The sequence below is a fragment of the Brevundimonas subvibrioides ATCC 15264 genome (assembly GCF_000144605.1).
GTDB lineage: Bacteria > Pseudomonadota > Alphaproteobacteria > Caulobacterales > Caulobacteraceae > Brevundimonas > Brevundimonas subvibrioides.
Genome location: NC_014375.1, coordinates 937,640 through 954,869 on the forward strand (window position 1 = coordinate 937,640; position 17,230 = coordinate 954,869).

Sequence of the window (17,230 nt, forward strand, 5' to 3'; positions counted from 1 at the left end):
TAAGGTCAAGGTTGCGAGACCGGACTCCGGGCGCCACAACGACCTCATGACCGTCACCTTCGAAGACATCCAGGCCGCCCGGGATCGCATCGCCGGCCAGGTCGACCGCACCCCCGTCCGCCACTCCCGCCGCCTGTCCCAGGCCACCGGGGCCGAGGTCTGGGTCAAGTTCGACAACCTGCATTTCACCGGCTCGTTCAAGGAGCGCGGCGCCCTGAACCGGCTGCTGTCGCTGACGCCCGACGAGAGGCGGCGCGGCGTGGTGGCGGCCAGCGCCGGCAACCATGCCCAGGCCCTGGCCTATCACGGCGGCCGGCTGGGCGTGCCCGTCACCATCGTCATGCCCGAGGGCACCCCCTTCACCAAGGTCGACGGCACCCGCAGCCACGGGGCCAACGTGGTCATCCACGGCCTGGACTTCACCGCCTCGACCGAGGAGGCCCACCGCCTCAGGGACGCCGAGGGCTTCGTCTTCATCTCCGCCTTCGACGACGAAGGCATCGTGGCGGGGCAGGGGGTCTGCGGCCTGGAGTTCCTGGAGGACGCCCCCGACCTCGACGCCCTGATCATCCCCATCGGCGGCGGCGGGCTGATCGCCGGGTGCTCCATCGCGGCCAAGGCCATGAAGCCCGACATCCGCATCTTCGGCGTCGAGGCGGCCATGTACCCCTCCTTCAGCGCCCGGCGCGCGGGCCTGCCGCCGGTCTGCGGCGGGGCGACGATCGCCGAGGGCATCGCCATCAAGGCCGTGGGCGACATCCCCTTCGCCCTGGCCGACCCCCTGGTCGAGGACGTCATCGTCTGCGCCGAGGAGGATTTCGAGCGCGCCGTCTCCCTGTTCGCCACCCTGGAAAAGACCGTCGCCGAAGGGGCGGGCGCCGGGGGGCTGGCCGCCCTGCTGGCCAACCCCGAGCGGTTCAGGGGCATGAAGGTCGGCCTCGTCCTGTGCGGCGGCAATATCGACGCCCGGATGCTGGCCGTGGTCCTGAACCGCGAGATGGTCCGTGAACGGAGGTTGATCGTCTATCGCATCCTTTCGGACGACCGGCCGGGCATCCTCTCGGCGATGGCGGCGGTGATCGGCGACGTCGGCGGCAACATCATCGACGTCGTCCACAACCGTCTGGCGCTGGACGTGCCGGCCAAGGGGGCGGAGTTCGACATCATGGTCGAAACGCGCGATAGCGCCCACGCCGACGAGATCGGACAGGCATTGAAGGACCAGGGTTATGCGCTTCGGATGGGTTAGGCCTCTCGCTCTGGTCGCGGTCCTGGCCGTGTCCGCCTGCAACCGGGGCGACGTCGCCCCGGGCGCGGATCTGGAGGCCAACGCCGAGGCGGCCGAGTTCTTCCTGACCTCCAACGCCCGCGCCGAGGGCGTCCGCACCACGGCCTCGGGCCTGCAGTACAAGGTCCTGACCTCGGGCCCCTCGGGCGCCGTCAGCCCCGACCGCAACGACCTGGTCCGCGTGGACTACGAGGGCGCCCTGACGGACGGTACGGTGTTCGACTCCTCCTTCGCCAAGGGCATCCCCTTCGCCACCCACGTCGACGAGGTCGTCCCCGGCTGGACCGAGGCCCTGCAGCTGATGAAGGCCGGCGACGAGTGGATGCTCTACCTCCCGCCCGCCCTCGGCTACGGCGAGCGCGGCCAGGGCGACATCCCGCCGAACGCCGTGCTGGTGTTCCGGGTCAAGCTGCTCGATGTCGCCCCGGTTCCGGGCGGCGGTCGCGGCGTGGGCCTCGCCACCGGCTAGGGGCCGCAGGCCGAATTTCCTGTTTCTGGTGCGGCGGGTGAAGGGGTTCATCACAAAGAGCACCAAGGTTGCACAAAGGGCACGAAGGGGCCGTCGATGGGTCGGCGGGCCCGGCCCCTTGGTGGCCTTCGTGATCCCTTCGTGTCCTTTGTGATGAACCTCCTGGCCGTCAGGGCCTCGAGGGCGAGGGAGGGACCTGCGGTCCGCGCCGTCGGTTCGACCTCGACTCATCCCCGGCCGTCGGGCGCGCGGTCTGCAAAAACACCGTCCGACCCGTCCGACCCGTCCGACCTGTTCGCCTGCATCGCCTCGCGCAGCGCCTCCTGTTCGCGGTGCCAGGCCTCCGCCTCGTCGCGGGCGGTCAGTTCGGCGATTTCGGCGGCCTCCGCGTCTATCATCAGCCGCACCCTGCGCCAGCGCAGGGCTTCCATGGCGTCGCCGCGCAGCACCGCCCGCATCATCCGTCGGTGGGCGACAAAGGCCAGGGACCCGAACTCGACCCGGTCGAGGTCGCCGCCGATCCGTTCCTCCAGCGCCACCCCCTCGTCCCAGGGGTCCAGCCGGGTCGGCGGGGTCCAGGGCTGGTCGGCGCGCCGCCACCCCTCGCGCGCCGCCCGCCCCCGCAGCGCCGTCAGCCCGACCCCGTGGATCCGGCAGCATTCGCTGGCCGACCGCCCGGCCAGATAGTCCTCGCGCACCTGCGCCCACACCGCCTGCGGCGCCGCCACCCCCCTCTGCGATCCCTCGGCCATCGGTCGTCCTCCTCCGTGTGAAAAAGGGGAGGATTGTAAACCAGGTTCAGGGTGTGCTCGGTTCGACGCTGCTTGTGGAGTACGGGTGTTGAAAAGGCGGGGGAATTCGGGGCCAGCGCGGACAACTCGACGGTGGGTGGGTGGGTCTCCTCCCCGTCCGAAGGAGGGGAGGGGGGACCGCCGCGCCCTTTGCGCGGGGGTGGAGGGGCGCTTCCCGCCGCACAGGCCGTCCCGATTGAAGAACCCCTCCGTCACGGCGCGAAGCGGCGCCGCGCCAACTCCCCATCCCTTCGGGACGGGGAGGAGACAGCAAACACGCTCCCTCTCCCGGCGGGAGAGGGCTTGAGCGCACGGCGGCGCTAGCCGTCGTCCTTGCGCGAAAGGGTGAGGGGTAGATACGTCCGCCGTCCCTGCGACGGCTCAGGCCGACGGCCAGGCCAGCCCCTCACCCTTTCGGCTATGCGCATCGCTCCGCTCTGCGAGCCTCAAGCCCTCTCCCGCCGGGAGAGGGAGCAGGTCAGTCGGTGCGGCCCTTGGTGGCCTTGAGCTCGTATTCCTCGGCGCAGACGCCGCAATGGAAGTCGGCCACCGGCGAATTGGCGGCGAAGGCAGTCAGGGGCGTCGCGCCGCAGCTTGGGCAGAAGGCGTTGGCGGCGACCCAGCCCTCGCTCAGGACGCGAGCGTTCTGGGTCGGCCCCTTGAAGACCGCCGCCTCTTCGGCGAAGCCGAAATTGCTCCAGGGAGCGTCGTCTTCGGCCATGTGGGCAGCATGGCCGTGCGTTGGTTAGTCAGCCCTTACCGCGCGTGAAGACGAGAATCTCGTCGCATGTAAAACAAGCTGTCGCCCAACCGTCGATCGATCCTGTCGACATAATTTGTGGATTTTTCACAAAATACGGCATAAGGGCCTCTAAAGAGGAACGCTATGCTCGCATCTTTTACCTTCGCGAACGCGAGGTCATTCCCTGACCGACAAACGCTCAGCCTAGTCGCACATGCTCCCCACAAAGAAATTCAAGGTGCCTTGATCAAGGCGTCAGCTTCCGGATCCGACGGCCCCTTGCTCGCGGCGGCGGCGATATATGGCCCGAACGCCTCTGGGAAGACGAACGTGCTTAAAGCTCTCGACTATTTCCGTGACGCGGTAGTCCTGTCTTTGCAGCATTGGGCACCTTCGGGGGGTACGTTAAATATTCCTCACGCACGCCAGTTTCGGATGCCGTCAGTTTATGAAATCGAGTGCGTAATCGAAGGTGTTCGATATCGCTACGGGTTCATGCAAGACATAAAAGAGTTCCATGAGGAGTGGCTATATGCATACCCGAAAAAGCGCGAAAGATTGCTTTTTCATCGCTACTCAGCAGACGTGGGGTCAGACCCGTCCTCAATAAATTTCGGTGAAAACTTATCTGGTTCGGACAGGGATCATCAATCATTCCGTCGTCGAACGCGCACGAATAGCCTCTTTTTGTCAGTAGCAGCGCAAGAGAATCAAGCAGAGTGTAGCCTGATCTATAAATGGTTTTACTCTAGTCTGAACATCCATATTTCCCCAATGGATGGTGATGATAACGGGTTCACAAGCCGTCTACTGAACAAAAGTTCAGAAAATTCGCCCCTGATAAAGTCTATTATTTTGAGCGCAGATAGTTCCCTCACGGACATACAAGTAAGTGAGTCGGATCGTGAGGTGGCGGTGGATGATGATTGGGCTGAAGATATGCCTGAAAATCTCAGAGACTTCGTTGCCGAAAACAGAAAATATGAGGTTTCTTTCGGATTCGGCGATGGTGCGGATCGATTTGTTCTCCCCCTCTCGATGCAATCAGAGGGTCTGAAAAAGGTATATGCGCTTTCTTCAACTGTTGCATGCGTTTTGCACTTCGGAGAGGTGTTAGTAGTCGATGAATTGGAATCCAGCCTTCATCCCCACATAGCATCTCAGTTGGTAGATCTGTTTCAAAACAAGACAACAAATCCCAACGGGGCCCAGCTAATATTTACTACTCATGATGTTGGTCTACTTTCCGATGATCATCTTCGGCGTGACCAGGTATGGTTTGTGGAAAAGGAGCGCGGCAATTCGGCGCTCTATTCTTTAGTAGATTTCAAAACGCGGAAAGATGAAAACGTACAATCCGGCTATCTGAGGGGTAGATTTGGAGCTGTCCCAAGCCGAAGTGTTGGTGCCGCTTTTCTGAGCAGTATGCTCAGTCACGACCCTAGCCCCCGATGAAGCGTAAAGTAAGCTATCGAGAGCCGCGAAAGCAGAAATCAATTCTCGTTGTCTGCGACGGGGAAAGAACAGAAGCCGACTATTTTCGAAACTGGCGATCCGTTCTCGGACCGTCTCGATTAGTTATACGCAACGAGTTAGTTCGCAGCGGCGGAAATCCGCTGCGAGCGGTTCGGGCAGCTATACGGCTTAAGGGCAGAGAAGGCAGCTTCCACGAGGTTTGGTGTGTCTGCGATATTGACGATGCCCCTGCCGCCGACATTGTAAAAGCTGTCGGCCTCGCTGGGCGTAACCAAATCACGTTGTGCATGTCAAAGCGCTGTTTTGAAGTGTGGATTGGGCTGCACTATGGGAAGCACGCAAACCATCTGAGTTGCGGGGCATCTGCAGTCGCTCACGTGCGGAAGTTCATTCCCGACTACGCGAAGGATCTGAAGATAGCGCCGTTTCGACAGCTCTTTCCACTGACTCAGGTCGCTTTGGCTAACGCAGCTTGGCTCCGAGCCCAAGATGTCTCTGACCCTGCTACAGACGTAGATTATCTTGTGCAGAGCTTTGTTGACGAGGCGCGCGCTGCAGGTATCGGCTTGCCAGAGTAGAAGCAGGGTCGGTTAACGCTCTTTCGACCGTTGTACCCCCCTACAACCGCCCCTTCCGGAACGCCTCCGCCTTCTCCGCCGCCGCCTCCGCGCGCCACTTCTTCGGCGCCGCCTTGTCCACCGCTTCGCCCGCCCCGGTCATGATCTCGTTGGCGAACTCCAGGTCCAGCAGTTTCAGCTTCTTGATCTCGTCGCGCAGGCGGCCGGCCTCCTCGAACTCGAGGTTGGAGGCGGCCTCGCGCATCTTGCCTTCGAGGTCCTTGAGCGTGGCCTGGAAGTTGTTGCCGATGAAGGGGCGGGCGTCTTCCTTGACGCCCGTGGTCGGGATCAGGACGCGGTCCTTCTCATAGGGGCTATTCAGGATCTCCTTGATGTCGCGCTTCACGCTCTCGGGCGTGATGCCGTGTTCGGCGTTGTAGGCCTCCTGGCGCTCGCGGCGGCGGTTGGTCTCGGCCATGGCGCGCTCCATCGAGCCGGTGACGCGGTCGGCATAGAGGATGACGTGGCCGTCGACGTTGCGGGCCGCCCGGCCGATGGTCTGGATCAGGGAGGTCTCGGAGCGCAGGAAGCCCTCCTTGTCCGCGTCGAGGATGGCGACCAGGCCGCACTCGGGGATGTCGAGCCCCTCGCGCAGCAGGTTGATGCCGATCAGGACGTCGAAGGTGCCGAGGCGCAGGTCGCGGATGATCTCGATCCGCTCCATCGTGTCGACGTCGGAGTGCATGTAGCGGACGCGCACGCCCTGTTCGTGCATGTATTCGGTCAGGTCCTCGGCCATCTTCTTGGTCAGGACGGTGACCAGGGAGCGGTAGCCGGCGCGGGCCACGGCCTTTACCTCGTCGATGACGTCGTCGACCTGGTTGCGGGTCGTGCCGGAGACGGGGCGGATCTCGACCGGGGGGTCGATCAGGCCGGTGGGGCGAATGACCTGTTCGACGAAGACGCCGCCGGTCTGTTCCATCTCCCACGGGCCGGGAGTGGCGCTGACGTGCACCGTCTGGGGCCGCATGGCCTCCCATTCGTCGAACTTGAGCGGGCGGTTGTCGATGCAGGAGGGCAGGCGGAAGCCGTACTCGGCCAGGGTCGACTTGCGGCGGTAGTCGCCCCGGAACATGCCGTTGATCTGGCCGATAGTGACGTGGCTCTCGTCCACGAACAGCAGGGCGTTGTCGGGGATGTATTCGAAGAAGGTGGGCGGGGGCTCGCCGGGGGCGCGGCCGGTCAGCCAGCGGGAATAGTTCTCGATCCCGGCGCAGGAGCCGGTGGCCTCCATCATCTCCAGGTCGAAGCGCACGCGCTGTTCCAGCCGCTGGGCCTCCAGCAGCTTGCCGTTCTCGATCATCCAGTCGAGCGTCTCCTTCAGCTCGGCCTTGATGCCGCCGAGCGCCTGGTTGAGCGTGGGCCGGGGGGTGACGTAGTGGCTGGCGGCATAGACGGTGACCTCCTTCAGCTCGGCGGTCTTCTTGCCGGTCAGGGGGTCGAACTCGGCGATCGACTCGATCTCGTCGCCGAACAGGCTGACGCGCCAGGCCCGGTCGTCGAGGTGGACGGGGAAGATCTCGACCGTGTCGCCGCGCTTACGGAACATGCCGCGCTCGAAGGCGACGTCGTTCCTCTTGTACTGCAGGGCGATCAGGTCGGCCCGCAGCTTGGACTCGTCGATCTGGTCCCCGACCTTCAGGTCGAAGGTCATGGCCGTGTAGGTCTCCACCGACCCGATGCCGTAGATGCAGGAGACCGAGGCGACGACGATGACGTCGTCCCGCTCGAGGATCGACCGCGTCGCCGAGTGCCGCATCCGGTCGATCTGCTCGTTAATCGAGCTGTCCTTCTCGATGTAGGTGTCGGTCCGGGGGACGTAGGCTTCGGGCTGGTAGTAGTCGTAGTAGCTGACGAAATACTCGACCGCGTTGTCGGGGAAGAAGGCCTTGAACTCGCTGTAGAGCTGGGCCGCCAGGGTCTTGTTGGGGGCGAGGATCAGGGCCGGGCGCTGGGTCGCCTCGATGACCTTGGCCATGGTGAAGGTCTTGCCCGAGCCGGTGACGCCCAGCAGCACCTGGTCGCGGTCGCCCTGGGACGCCTGGGACACCAGTTCGGCGATGGCGGCGGGCTGGTCGCCGGCGGGCGTGTAGGACGTCTCCAGCCGGAAGCGGTGCTTCTGGCGGCCGGTCAGGGACTTGGCCGGACGGTCGGGACGGTGCGGGGTCCAGTCGCCGGGCGCAGTCGGGGCCTCCTCCGGCGTCAGGCGCGGCCCGGTGACCGGGGCGAACATCGGCAGGTTCGACATGGCTTTCGGCAGGGGGGCGGACCCGTCCCGGATGAAGGCCGACGGGGCCTCGGCCAGGCCCTTGTTCGGGATATGGACCGGCTTCTGGATGACGGGGGCCGAGCCCTTGGGCGTGGAGGAACGGTTCATGAACGGAATGTAGGTCGCAGGGAGGCTGGATGCCAGTCAACGCGCGGTCGCGGCAGAAGGCTGCTGACATCCCCCGGTCAAGCCGGAGGATGACGAGGGGTGGCAGCAGGTCCTCCTCGCCACAGGGCTGCCGTCGAATCGTGGCACTAGAGGGCATGCGTTCCGCCCCCGTCATCATTCTGTGCCTGCTGCTGGCGGGCTGCGGCCGGCTGATCCCGGATGCGCCGGGGCCGACGCCCTACTATCCGGTACAGCCGGGCGGCGCGCCGCAGACGCCGGTCCGCCCGGCCGGGTCCGGGGTGATCGACGCGGCGATCGACGGGGGGACCTTCGCGCGGCTGGGGCGGGCGACGGCCAGCCTCGGCCAATGCGTGGCGGAGCTGGAGGCGGCGCGGGTGACCTTCTCGCCCACGCCGGACCGGGTGAACTCGGCGACCTGCGGCCTGACGGACGCGGGCGTGCTGGGGGCGGACTACGGCACCACGGCGCGGATGGCCCCCTCCGACGTGACCATGACCTGCGCCCTGGCGGCGGCGGTCAGCGTGTGGCGCAGGCAGTCGGTGGAGCCGGCGGCGCGAGAGATCCTCGGCTCGGACGTGGTCCAGATCGAGCATATGGGGGTCTATGCCTGCCGGGGCGTGCGGACGGATGCGGGCTCGACGTCCCGGGCCAGCGCCCATTCGCGGGCGGCGGCGCTGGACTTCTCGGGCGTGCGGCTGAGGGACGGGCGCAGGATCACCGTGGCGGGCGACTGGGCCGACGGCACACCCGAGGCGCGGTTCCTGCACCGCATCCGCGACGAGGGCTGCCGCGTCTTCGGTACGGTCCTGAGCCCCGACTACAACGCCGTCCATTTCGACCACCTGCACCTGGAGGCGGAGCAGGGGCGGCTGTGCCGGTAGGCACGCAAAAGCCCCGCACGCCGGGGCGGTGCGGGGCTTCTGTTGTCCAGGCGTCCAGCGGGGTGCGGGACTAGCGCCGGATGCGGGCCTGGACCTCGAGTTCGCCGAGGCGGCGGTCGAGGTAGGCGCGGTCGTCACTGGAGGGCTGGGTGCGGCTGTAGGCGGCCTCGAGGCGGGTGAGGTCGTCGAACTGCACGCGGACGGCGGCCTGTTCGGTGCGCGGCAGGCTGTACAGGGCGCGCTCGATGGCGGTCAGCCGATCGCGGGGGGTCTGCTGATAGCCGCCGCCGTTGTTGTTGCCGTAGCCGACGTCGCCGACGCGGGCGTCCAGCGCGTCCAGACGCGTCTCGATGTCCTGACGCTCGCGGGCGGTCAGGCCGTCGCGCTGATAGCCGGCCTCGACCTGGACCAGGGCGGCGTAGTCGCTGCGCAGGCGGGTCGCCTCGGTGCGGGTCAGGCGACGCGCGCTGACGGCGGCGTCGACGCGGGCCTCGAACTCGCGGCGGCCGTCGGCGACCGACTGATAGCCGCCCACGTCGTCGCCATAGCCACCCTCGTCGACCGCCAGGGTCAGGGCGTTGTAGCGGGTGGTGAGGTCCTGACGTTCCTGCGTCGTGAAGCGGCCGTCGCGGGCATAGGACGCCTCCAGCTGGACCAGGGCGTCATAGTCCGAGCGGATGCGGTCGCCGCTGTAGGACTGGATGGCGCCCGAGCGGATCTGGGCGTCCAGGCGGGTGTTGAACGCCGACTGCTGCGTGGCCAGCGGGCGACGTCCGCGGCTCCATTCGGCGTCGACCGTGCCGGTGGTCTGGCCGCCCAGCAGCTGCTGGAGAATCTGGCCGAAGACCTGCTGGCCGGTGGAGGGCTGTCCGTACTGCGACTGGGTCTGGCCGTAGGGGGTCTGGGCCGAGGCACCGGCGGCGGTGGCGAGCACGAGGGTACCGGCCGCGAGGGCGGTGAAGGTCTTCAGCGATGTCATGGGGTTCTCTCCGGGGTCTGGCCCTGTCTGGCCAAGAGAACGGTGTCGGGCGGTTAAGGTTGCCTCGCGACGGGTCAGGCTGTGGTAGGCTGTGCCGATGACCGACGATGCGAACGATCCGGCGGCCCCCGCAGGCGAGACTCCGGCCCAGAAGGCCCTGCGGCTGAAGCAGGCGCGACTGGACGCGCGGCCCAAGCCGCCACGGGGCGGCAAATTTCAACGTCTTCAGGCGGCGGGCGTCAATCCGGGCGCCAACCGGCCCTGGACGCACAAGTAGGATTGGTCCTCCCCCGTCGGGGGAGGGGGACCGCCGCGCGCTTGCGCGGGGGTGGAGGGGGCTAGCCACGCATACCCTGTTGGCGGTGAGCCCCCTCCGTCACGGCGCGAAGGCGCGCCGCGCCACCTCCCCCCGGCGGGGGAGGATTAACCTCTCACCACCTTGGCGAGCTGTGCGCCGGTCCCAGGAAGATGGCGTTGATCAGCAGGGGCTTGAGGCCATCGAGGTAGCCGCGCACGGTCGGGTCCTGGGTGAAGGCGACCAGCTGGCCGCTGCCCAGGCTCTCGCTCATGACGAAGGGCTTGAAGGCCAGCTGGCGGCGGTTCTGGTCCCAGATCTGGCCGGACTGGACCAGATCGTCGAGGCCGGAGAAGCGCACGACATTGGTGCCCTGGCCGCGGGTCAGCGGGGTGTAGATGTCGCCCCCCTGGACCAGGACGCTGACGCTCGAGGCCATGCCAACCGACAGCCAATGCTCGGGGTCGACCTCGGCGCGCAGCAGGGCCCCCGCGACGCTGTCGGGCGGGCCGCCACCGGCCAGAACAAGGGCCTGATAGTCGTGGTCGTCGGCGATGACGGCGGAGTCGGCCTCGTCGTCCGAAGCCTCCTCGCCTGCCGCATCCTGACGCCGCGAGGCGAGCATCTTCGAGTCCTCGGCGGTCAGCAGGCGGGTGGCGCGACCCAGCGAGATCAGGGTGCCGCCCCGCTCGACCCAGGAGCGCAGGGCGGCGATGCCGTCCTCGCCCAGGGTGGATGCATAGCCGCCGCCGGACGGCAGGATCAGGACCTGGAAGGCCGACAGGTCGGCGGACGACAGGTTGGCGGTGCGGATGGCGGTGACCGGATAACCGAACTCGCGCTCGACGATATAGCGGGTGGCCCCGGCGGCCGAGGCATCGGTGGGGTCGTCCCAGGCCAGGGCGACGCGGGGCGCGCGGACCAGGATCGCGTCACCCGAGCCGAAGCTGGGGCCGTCGGAGACCCAGCTGTCGGCCACGCCGGTGACGCGGGCCCCGGTGGTGGCGGCGAGGGTGGTCAGGGTCTCCGTCAGGTCGGCGGGGTTGCCGGCGCGGGGAATGACCATCGTGCCCGACGGCCAGGTACGACCGTCCTTGGTGAAGCCGTGCTCCATGGAACGCAGCGCGATCCCGCGTTGGACGGCCGCGGCCATCAGCTTCAGCCCGGCCGAACCCGGCTCGACCAGATAGCCGAAGGCGGCCGAGGCGTCGGCGATGGCCGCAGGACGGACCAGGTCGCGACCGGCGGGAGTTGTGGCGACCGAGGGGGCACCGGTGCAGCGGGCCGAGGGCACGTTGAACATCAGGGGCAGGGACCAGGCGGTGACGTCATAGATCTGGTCGCCCAGGCCCCGCGCGCGCCGGCGCTCCTGTTCGGCCAGGAAGTCGGCCGGGACGGGCACGTCCCTCGACAGCAGCACCTCGGCCATGCGGCGACGCGGCTGGCTGAGGTTCACGACATAGGATCCGGCGGCATACGACTGGCCGCAGGCGGTGAAGGCGGCGGAAGCCCGACCGACCTCCAGGCCCGAACGGGTCAGGAGCCCGGCCAGCCGGTCGACGGTGCCGGGATCGGACGGATTGGCCGACAGGATGAAGGCCCCGCGCCCGCCCTCGACGCCGTCGCGCCCGAAGGCATAGGCGTTGTTCAGCAGCCGGTCGTGGTTGGCGCTGGTGGCCTCGATCGTCGACAGGGAGGCGATCAGGTGGTGCCGGACGGTGTCGCGGTAGGTCAGGATCTCGCCCGATGACCGTCGCGCCGCCAGCCCGCGCGCGGACCCCTGCTCATAGGTCATGGAGACGACGCCCAGATAGGCGGGCCAGCCGTCGCCGTAGCCGGGGTAGAAGGCGTCGTAGACCTGGCGGTTGAAGTAGTCGACGCCGGCCGCGTCGAAGCGGCGGGCGGTATTGCGACCGATCATCTCGCGGCTTTCCAGCGTCGCCGGGTAGATCAGGGGATTGAGGGGCTGGGCCTCGGGCGGGAAGAAGAAGCTCTCGTCGGTGCCCATCTCGTGGCTGTCGACCAGGACCTGGGGGCGCCAGTCGAGGACGAGGGCGGCGTGGCCCTGGGTTTCCGGCTGGGTCTGGATGAACCAGTCGCGGTTCAGGTCGAACAGGTCGTGATTGTAGCGGCCGCCGGGCCAGGGCTGGTCGCGCTCGGCCGACAGGGCGTCGGGGTTCGGCGTGGTGCCGAAGCCGCCGTAGAAGCTGTTCAGGAAGCGGTCGCGCCCGTCCGGGTTCTGGGTCGGGACGAAGACGACGACCGTATTGGCCAGCCAGGCCTGGACGGCCGGATCGCGGCTGGCCAGCAGATGGTGGGCGGCGGCCATGGCGGCGTCGGCCGGGCTGATCTCGTCGCCGTGCACCGAATAGGCCATCCAGACCACGGCCGGCTGGTCGGCGATGATCGCCTGGGCCTGGGCCGGCGAGGTGACGCGCGGGTCCGACAGGGCGCGGGCATTGGCCTTGATCGCGTCCAGCCGGGCGATGTTGCGGGCCGAACCGACGGCGGCCCACCACAGGGGGCGGCCCTCGTGCGTGCGGCCGTATTCGCCGATGGCCATCCGGTCGGGGGACTGGGCGGCGAGCGCCTCGAAATAGCGGCGCACGTCGGACGGGCGGGTGATCCAGTCCCCGCTGTCATAGCCGAGGACCGACCGGAGGGTCGGGACCGCCGGATCGAAGGTCGCGCCCGAGATCAGGGGCGGAGCGGCGACGGGGGCAGGGGTCATGCCGGGGGTCTGGGCCAGGGCGGGGCCGCCAAGGGCGACGAGGAGCGCGAGGCACGAACCGGCAAGGCGGCGGAAGGCGGATGGCATGGATGGATCCCCGTAAGAACGGTCACCCTAGCCGGGCCGGCGAAAAAGGAAACCGGGGCTTGACCCGATGTAACCCATAGGTGATATGTAACCCCAAGGTGACAAGGCGCTCAGGAGGCTTCGATGGTCAGGGACGGCACGCGAAAGACGACGAAAGACGACGGATCGGGCCGCAAATGGGCGGTGCTGCTTGCGGCGGGCGTCGCTGCAGCGACGGTCGGGTTCGCAGGTGGATGGGGCACTGAGGGCGACACGGCCACCAACTTTGGCATTCTGGCCGGCATGGGCATCGCCTTCGCCGGGGCCGCTCTGGTGATGCTGTGGATCACCCGGGGTGCGCGAGCGATCGGCGACGATCCGGGGGGTGCGGCCAAGCGTGAGCGGCTGCAGACGCAGCGGTCCCGCCAGCTGTGGGTCTTTCCCGTTCTCACGGCCTTCTTTCTGATCCAGGCCATCCCTGCCGTCGGCAACATCATCGATCGGACGGCGGACACCGGCGATTTTGTGCAGATGCTGCTGCCCGTTCTCTACGCCTGGCTCGCGACGGCCATAGCGATGGGGTGGGACGGGCAGTCCCGGAAGGAAAGGAAGTTTCTCGAGGACGAGCTGACGCGGGTGCTGCGCGCGCGGGCCATGGCGTGGGCCTTCATCGCCCTGATGGCCGGCGTGACGGTGTCGCTGGGGGTCGGCCTGTGGCGGCCCGAGCTGGGGATCGTCTCCCTGCCGCTGGTCCTGTCGGCCGCAGGCGCGACGGCCGCAATCCGGTTCGTCTGGCTGGACCGCGAGGCCGGCAAGGATGGGTGATCCGCGTCTGGGGTCGCGGCTGAAGGAAATCCGCACCGAGGCCGGCCTGACCCAGGCTGAGCTGGCCGACCGGGCCGGGGTGTCGCGCAAGACGATCAACACGGTCGAGAACGGCGTCTTCGTGCCCTCGACCCTTCTGGCCCTGTCGCTGGCGCGGGCGCTGGGCACCACCGTGGAGGGGCTTTTCTACCTCGTGGAGTGACCGGCACCCTCACGGTTGACTCCCTCATACAGTATGCGGCATACACTGTGCGTCACACACTATGTGACGTGAAGGACCGAACGCGTGACCGTCGACGCCGACCTGTTTGAATCGATGCGGCTGGAACTGCGACGCGGGTCGCTGGTGCTGGCGGTGCTCGCCTGCCTGCGGACCGAGCGGTACGGCTATACGCTGCGCCAGGCCCTGGCCGCCGACGGGCTCGAGATGGAGGAATCAACCCTCTATCCGCTGCTGCGCCGGCTGGAGAGCCAAGGCCTGCTGAACAGCGAATGGCGCGAGGAAGAGAAGCGCAAGAAGCGCTTCTATGTGCTGTCGCCCCTGGGGGTGCAGCTGCTGGCCCGGCTGGGCGACGAGTGGCGGGCGATCAACGCCTCGCTCGACAAGATTCTCTGACATTCCGGGATTTGAGGGGGCCGTCATGACGGACAAGACCGAAGACATGATCGATCGCTATCTGGAGGCCGTCGCCGCCCAGCTGCCGGTCGAGGAACGCGACGACATCATCGCCGAGCTGAAGGACCTGATCCTGAGCCGCGTCGAGGCGCGCGAGGAGGAGACGGGGCGGTCGCTGACCGATGACGAGCGCGAGGCGATCCTGAAGGAGATCGGCCATCCGCTGGTCGTGGCGGCGCGCTACCGCAAGGGTCCGGACAGTCTGATCGGGCCGGAGCTGTTTCCGTACTGGCTGTACGGGGCCAAGGCGGGGCTGCTGATCCTGGGCGCGGTGTTCGCGCTCGGGCTGGTGATCCGTCTGATCGGCGGGTCGGCGAACTTCGGACAGGATATCGCCCAGGCCTTCCACGGTTTCTTCGGCGCGGGCCTGACCCTGATCGGGTCGCTGACGGTCGCGGGCGCGGTCATGGAGCACTACGCGATCCGGCCGAAATGGCTGACCGACTGGCGGGTCAAGGATCTGGGGGCCTTCGGCCTGTCCGATCCCTCCACCTGGGGCATGGCCGCGAAGTCGGCGGGCGAGCGGATGCAGGCCCAGGCGAGCACGAAGCCGCTGCGCGTTCGCCCCTTGCGGATGCGCCAGACCAATGTGGTGGGTGACGCGGCCTTCACCTTCATCGCAACGGGGATGTTCGCCCTGTGGTGGGTGGGGGCGGTCCACTTCCCCGGCATCGGCGTGATGGCGCTGGACGGCGAGACCGCGCGGCTGAGCCCCGCTCCGATCTGGACCGCGCTGTTCGTGCCGATCCTCGCCTATGCGCTGGCGCAGATGGGGGTGGCGATCTTCACCGTCCTCCAGCCGCAGGCGGTCAGGATGCGGGCGGTGCTGACCCTCCTGGTCGCCGGGTTCGGCCTGTGGCTGACCTGGACGATCTTCCAGGCCGGCGACTGGTTCATCCTGTCGGCCGGGACCGACAGCGCGAGGATCGCCGGCGATCTGGCGCTGCTGGACTTCGATCTGGTGCGAACCCTGGGCGACGGGCCGCGCGACGTGGCGGGCATCGCCTCGACCCTGTCGATCGTGGGCACCTGGGTGCTGGCCTTCATGGGACTGAGCCTGGTCTGGAGCGCGGTCACGAGCCTCGGGCGGTTGTTCCGATCCTCCCCCGAGTAGCGCAGCGGAACGGGGGAGGGGGACCGCGGAGCGGTGGAGGGGGCGGACGCCCGCACAGTGTCGGGGGCCGCCCCCTCCACCACGACGCCAGCGCGTCGCGGTCCCCCTCCCCCGCGAAGGGCGGGGGAGGATAAGTCCGAAAACCGCGAGACTTCGGCCGCGTCCGGAGGCATCTTCGCGGCATGGAAACGCGCGCCGACACGCTGGATCAGGAGGCCTGCTACCGCGCGGCCCTGACGCGGGACGCGCGGTTCGACGGGCGGTTTTTCGGCTGCGTGAAGACGACCGGGATCTATTGCCGGCCGGTCTGCCCGGCGCGGACCCCGAACCGCCAGAACATGATCTTCGTGGTCACGGCGGCGGCGGCCGAGGAGGCGGGCTTCCGCGCCTGCCTGCGCTGCCGGCCCGAGACGGCCCCCGATATGGGGGCCTGGCGCGGCACCTCGAACACCGTCAGCCGGGCGCTGAGCCTGATCGAGCAGGGCGCGCTGGATGAGGGCGATGTCGACGCCCTGGCCGGACGGCTGGGGGTCGGCGAGCGGCAGCTGCGGCGGCTGTTCCGCCAGCATCTGGGCGCGGCCCCGGTCAGCGTGGCCCAGACGCGGCGCGTCCTGCTGGCCAAGGCCCTGATCCAGGAGAGCGACCTGTCGATGGCGCAGGTGGCGCTGGCCTCGGGCTTCGGGTCGGTGCGGCGGTTCAACGAGACGTTTCAGGCCCTGTACGGGCGGGCCCCCTCCGAGCTGCGGCGGCGCCGGGACCGGGTGTCGGACGGGGGCGTGAAGCTTAGCCTCAGCTATCGCCCGCCCTATGACTGGGAGGCGATGCTCGAGGCGCTGGTCGCGCGCGGGGACCGGGTCACGGGTCGGGTCTGGTCGCGCGATCTCGCGCTGCCGGTCGACGGGGCGACCGGCACGGTGACCGCGACGCCGGGCCAGCCGGGACGGCTGGACGTGCGGGTCGAGGCCTCGGACCTGAAGGCCCTGCCGGGGGTGCTGGCGCGGGTCCGGCGGGTATTCGACCTGTCGGCGGACCCGGAGGCCATCGCGCGGGACCTGTCGGCGGATGCGGTGCTGCGGCCCCTGGTCGAGGCGCGGCCGGGGCTGCGGCTGCCGGGCGCCTGGGTCGACGCGGGCGAGGACGCGCCCTCCGACCGGCTGGGGGATGAGGGGCTGGCGGCGCGGGCGGAAGCCTGGCGGCCCTGGCGAGCCTATGGGGCGCTGTATCTCGGCCTGGCCGGGATCACGGGCGCGGACCTGATGGAGAGAGACGATGAAAAACGCGCAGCCTGAAACCCTGACCCTGACCCTGACCCTGGACCGGATCGCCACGCCGGTGGGCGAGGTGCTGCTGGTGACCGATGCGGACGGAGCCGTGCGGGCGCTGGACTTCGTGGATTTCGAGCCGCGGATGATGCGGCTGCTGGGGCGGCATGCGCCGGCGGCGACCCTGGTGCCGGGCCGTACGCCGGAAGCGGTGCGGGGGGCGGTGGAGCGGTATTTCGCCGGAGACGCCAGGGCCCTGGACGGGCTCGTCGTGAAGACGGCGGGGACGGCATTCCAGACCGCGGTCTGGGCCGCGCTGCGGGCCATTCCGGCGGGGCAGACGCGCAGCTATGGCCAGCTGGCGGCGGCGGTCGGGTCGCCGAAGGCGGTGCGGGCGGCGGGGCTGGCGAACGGGCAGAACCCGGTGGCCCTGATCGTGCCCTGCCACCGGGTGATCGGGGCGAACGGGACGCTGACGGGCTATGCGGGCGGGCTGGAGCGCAAGCGCTGGCTGCTGGCGCATGAGGGCGTGCAATCCTCCCCCGTCGGGGGAGGGGGACCACGAAGTGGTGGAGGGGGCCGGACCCGCACACCGAGTCTGCGGTAAGCCCCCTCCGTCA

General features: G+C 68.1%; 17 protein-coding genes. 12 read left to right on the top strand and 5 right to left on the bottom strand.

Annotated features, from left to right (window positions below; translation table 11 throughout):
• The first annotated feature begins 46 nt into the window (after window positions 1–46).
• Together BRESU_RS04720 and bamJ are read left to right on the top strand one after the other, a co-directional pair.
• Window positions 47–1,249 carry a threonine ammonia-lyase gene (locus BRESU_RS04720; RefSeq protein WP_013268362.1) on the top strand — a complete coding sequence of 401 codons (1,203 nt, stop codon included), beginning with the start codon at window positions 47–49 and terminating at the stop codon, window positions 1,247–1,249.
• Entirely contained in the window at window positions 1,230–1,757 is a 528-nt protein-coding gene (gene bamJ, locus BRESU_RS04725; protein WP_013268363.1) for a BamJ family beta-barrel-assembly machinery protein, read from the top strand. The genes BRESU_RS04720 and bamJ overlap by 20 nt, the downstream gene beginning before the upstream one ends.
• 227 nt (window positions 1,758–1,984) lie before the next feature.
• On the opposite strand, the gene BRESU_RS04730 is transcribed toward bamJ, so the two are convergent.
• Together BRESU_RS04730 and BRESU_RS04735 are read right to left on the bottom strand one after the other, a co-directional pair.
• A complete protein-coding gene (locus tag BRESU_RS04730) occupies window positions 1,985–2,509 on the bottom strand; it encodes a hypothetical protein (protein ID WP_013268364.1) in 525 nt (174 codons plus the stop codon).
• A 517-nt stretch (window positions 2,510–3,026) separates the two neighbouring features.
• Entirely contained in the window at window positions 3,027–3,269 is a 243-nt protein-coding gene (locus BRESU_RS04735) for a DpnI domain-containing protein (protein ID WP_013268365.1), read from the bottom strand.
• Window positions 3,270–3,434: 165 nt separating this feature from the next.
• On the opposite strand from BRESU_RS04735, the gene BRESU_RS17080 reads away from it, so the two are divergent.
• Both BRESU_RS17080 and BRESU_RS17785 read left to right on the top strand, forming a co-directional pair.
• Window positions 3,435–4,745: an AAA family ATPase gene (locus BRESU_RS17080; RefSeq protein ID WP_013268366.1), complete on the top strand. Its 1,311-nt coding sequence runs from the start codon at window positions 3,435–3,437 to the stop codon at window positions 4,743–4,745.
• A complete protein-coding gene (locus BRESU_RS17785; RefSeq protein ID WP_013268367.1) occupies window positions 4,742–5,344 on the top strand; it encodes an RloB family protein in 603 nt (200 codons plus the stop codon). Before BRESU_RS17080 ends, BRESU_RS17785 begins: the two co-directional genes overlap by 4 nt.
• A 40-nt stretch (window positions 5,345–5,384) precedes the next feature.
• Here the strand turns inward: BRESU_RS17785 and uvrB are convergent, their stop codons facing one another.
• On the bottom strand, window positions 5,385–7,760 hold the full coding sequence (gene uvrB / locus BRESU_RS04740) for an excinuclease ABC subunit UvrB (protein ID WP_013268368.1): 2,376 nt from the start codon (window positions 7,758–7,760) through the stop codon (window positions 5,385–5,387).
• Between the two features lie 155 nt (window positions 7,761–7,915).
• On the opposite strand from uvrB, the gene BRESU_RS04745 reads away from it, so the two are divergent.
• Entirely contained in the window at window positions 7,916–8,662 is a 747-nt protein-coding gene (locus BRESU_RS04745; protein ID WP_013268369.1) for an extensin family protein, read from the top strand.
• Between the two features lie 70 nt (window positions 8,663–8,732).
• Here BRESU_RS04745 and BRESU_RS16800 read toward each other — a convergent pair whose 3' ends face one another.
• Window positions 8,733–9,641 (bottom strand): hypothetical protein, encoded by a 909-nt coding sequence (locus BRESU_RS16800; RefSeq protein WP_013268370.1) that lies wholly within the window; start codon window positions 9,639–9,641, stop codon window positions 8,733–8,735.
• A gap of 97 nt (window positions 9,642–9,738) precedes the next feature.
• Between BRESU_RS16800 and BRESU_RS04755 the strand changes: the two genes are divergently transcribed.
• Window positions 9,739–9,918, top strand: coding sequence for a hypothetical protein (locus BRESU_RS04755; protein WP_013268371.1), 180 nt, complete (start codon window positions 9,739–9,741; stop codon window positions 9,916–9,918).
• A 154-nt stretch (window positions 9,919–10,072) separates the two neighbouring features.
• Here BRESU_RS04755 and BRESU_RS04760 read toward each other — a convergent pair whose 3' ends face one another.
• Window positions 10,073–12,754, bottom strand: coding sequence for a M14 family zinc carboxypeptidase (locus tag BRESU_RS04760; RefSeq protein ID WP_013268372.1), 2,682 nt, complete (start codon window positions 12,752–12,754; stop codon window positions 10,073–10,075).
• 123 nt (window positions 12,755–12,877) lie between these two features.
• Between BRESU_RS04760 and BRESU_RS04765 the strand changes: the two genes are divergently transcribed.
• The 6 genes from BRESU_RS04765 (at window position 12,878) to BRESU_RS04790 (ending at window position 17,217) form a co-directional block, all read left to right on the top strand.
• Complete coding sequence (locus tag BRESU_RS04765; RefSeq protein ID WP_013268373.1) at window positions 12,878–13,558, top strand: hypothetical protein; 681 nt, start codon at window positions 12,878–12,880, stop codon at window positions 13,556–13,558.
• Window positions 13,551–13,760: a helix-turn-helix transcriptional regulator gene (locus tag BRESU_RS04770; RefSeq protein ID WP_013268374.1), complete on the top strand. Its 210-nt coding sequence runs from the start codon at window positions 13,551–13,553 to the stop codon at window positions 13,758–13,760. Before BRESU_RS04765 ends, BRESU_RS04770 begins: the two co-directional genes overlap by 8 nt.
• 114 nt (window positions 13,761–13,874) lie before the next feature.
• The gene (locus BRESU_RS04775; protein ID WP_050762537.1) at window positions 13,875–14,174 is read left to right on the top strand and encodes a PadR family transcriptional regulator; all 300 of its coding nucleotides are present in this window, start codon (window positions 13,875–13,877) and stop codon (window positions 14,172–14,174) included.
• Between the two features lie 25 nt (window positions 14,175–14,199).
• Window positions 14,200–15,348, top strand: coding sequence for a DUF1700 domain-containing protein (locus BRESU_RS04780; RefSeq protein WP_013268376.1), 1,149 nt, complete (start codon window positions 14,200–14,202; stop codon window positions 15,346–15,348).
• 182 nt (window positions 15,349–15,530) lie between these two features.
• Complete coding sequence (locus BRESU_RS04785) at window positions 15,531–16,637, top strand: bifunctional transcriptional activator/DNA repair enzyme AdaA (protein WP_013268377.1); 1,107 nt, start codon at window positions 15,531–15,533, stop codon at window positions 16,635–16,637.
• Entirely contained in the window at window positions 16,618–17,217 is a 600-nt protein-coding gene (locus tag BRESU_RS04790) for a methylated-DNA--[protein]-cysteine S-methyltransferase (RefSeq protein ID WP_013268378.1), read from the top strand. The genes BRESU_RS04785 and BRESU_RS04790 overlap by 20 nt, the downstream gene beginning before the upstream one ends.
• The last annotated feature ends 13 nt before the right edge of the window (window positions 17,218–17,230 follow it).

Bases quoted from the DNA above. Each gene is read 5' to 3' on its own strand.
- BRESU_RS04720 (WP_013268362.1), top strand. From the start codon at position 47: ATGACCGTCACCTTCGAAGACATCCAGGCCGCCCGGGATCGCATCGCC.
- bamJ (WP_013268363.1), top strand. From the start codon at position 1,230: ATGCGCTTCGGATGGGTTAGGCCTCTCGCTCTGGTCGCGGTCCTGGCC.
- BRESU_RS04730 (WP_013268364.1), bottom strand. From the start codon at position 2,509: ATGGCCGAGGGATCGCAGAGGGGGGTGGCGGCGCCGCAGGCGGTGTGG.
- BRESU_RS04735 (WP_013268365.1), bottom strand. From the start codon at position 3,269: ATGGCCGAAGACGACGCTCCCTGGAGCAATTTCGGCTTCGCCGAAGAG.
- BRESU_RS17080 (WP_013268366.1), top strand. From the start codon at position 3,435: ATGCTCGCATCTTTTACCTTCGCGAACGCGAGGTCATTCCCTGACCGA.
- BRESU_RS17785 (WP_013268367.1), top strand. From the start codon at position 4,742: ATGAAGCGTAAAGTAAGCTATCGAGAGCCGCGAAAGCAGAAATCAATT.
- uvrB (WP_013268368.1), bottom strand. From the start codon at position 7,760: ATGAACCGTTCCTCCACGCCCAAGGGCTCGGCCCCCGTCATCCAGAAG.
- BRESU_RS04745 (WP_013268369.1), top strand. From the start codon at position 7,916: ATGCGTTCCGCCCCCGTCATCATTCTGTGCCTGCTGCTGGCGGGCTGC.
- BRESU_RS16800 (WP_013268370.1), bottom strand. From the start codon at position 9,641: ATGACATCGCTGAAGACCTTCACCGCCCTCGCGGCCGGTACCCTCGTG.
- BRESU_RS04755 (WP_013268371.1), top strand. From the start codon at position 9,739: ATGACCGACGATGCGAACGATCCGGCGGCCCCCGCAGGCGAGACTCCG.
- BRESU_RS04760 (WP_013268372.1), bottom strand. From the start codon at position 12,754: ATGCCATCCGCCTTCCGCCGCCTTGCCGGTTCGTGCCTCGCGCTCCTC.
- BRESU_RS04765 (WP_013268373.1), top strand. From the start codon at position 12,878: ATGGTCAGGGACGGCACGCGAAAGACGACGAAAGACGACGGATCGGGC.
- BRESU_RS04770 (WP_013268374.1), top strand. From the start codon at position 13,551: ATGGGTGATCCGCGTCTGGGGTCGCGGCTGAAGGAAATCCGCACCGAG.
- BRESU_RS04775 (WP_050762537.1), top strand. From the start codon at position 13,875: ATGCGGCTGGAACTGCGACGCGGGTCGCTGGTGCTGGCGGTGCTCGCC.
- BRESU_RS04780 (WP_013268376.1), top strand. From the start codon at position 14,200: ATGACGGACAAGACCGAAGACATGATCGATCGCTATCTGGAGGCCGTC.
- BRESU_RS04785 (WP_013268377.1), top strand. From the start codon at position 15,531: ATGGAAACGCGCGCCGACACGCTGGATCAGGAGGCCTGCTACCGCGCG.
- BRESU_RS04790 (WP_013268378.1), top strand. From the start codon at position 16,618: ATGAAAAACGCGCAGCCTGAAACCCTGACCCTGACCCTGACCCTGGAC.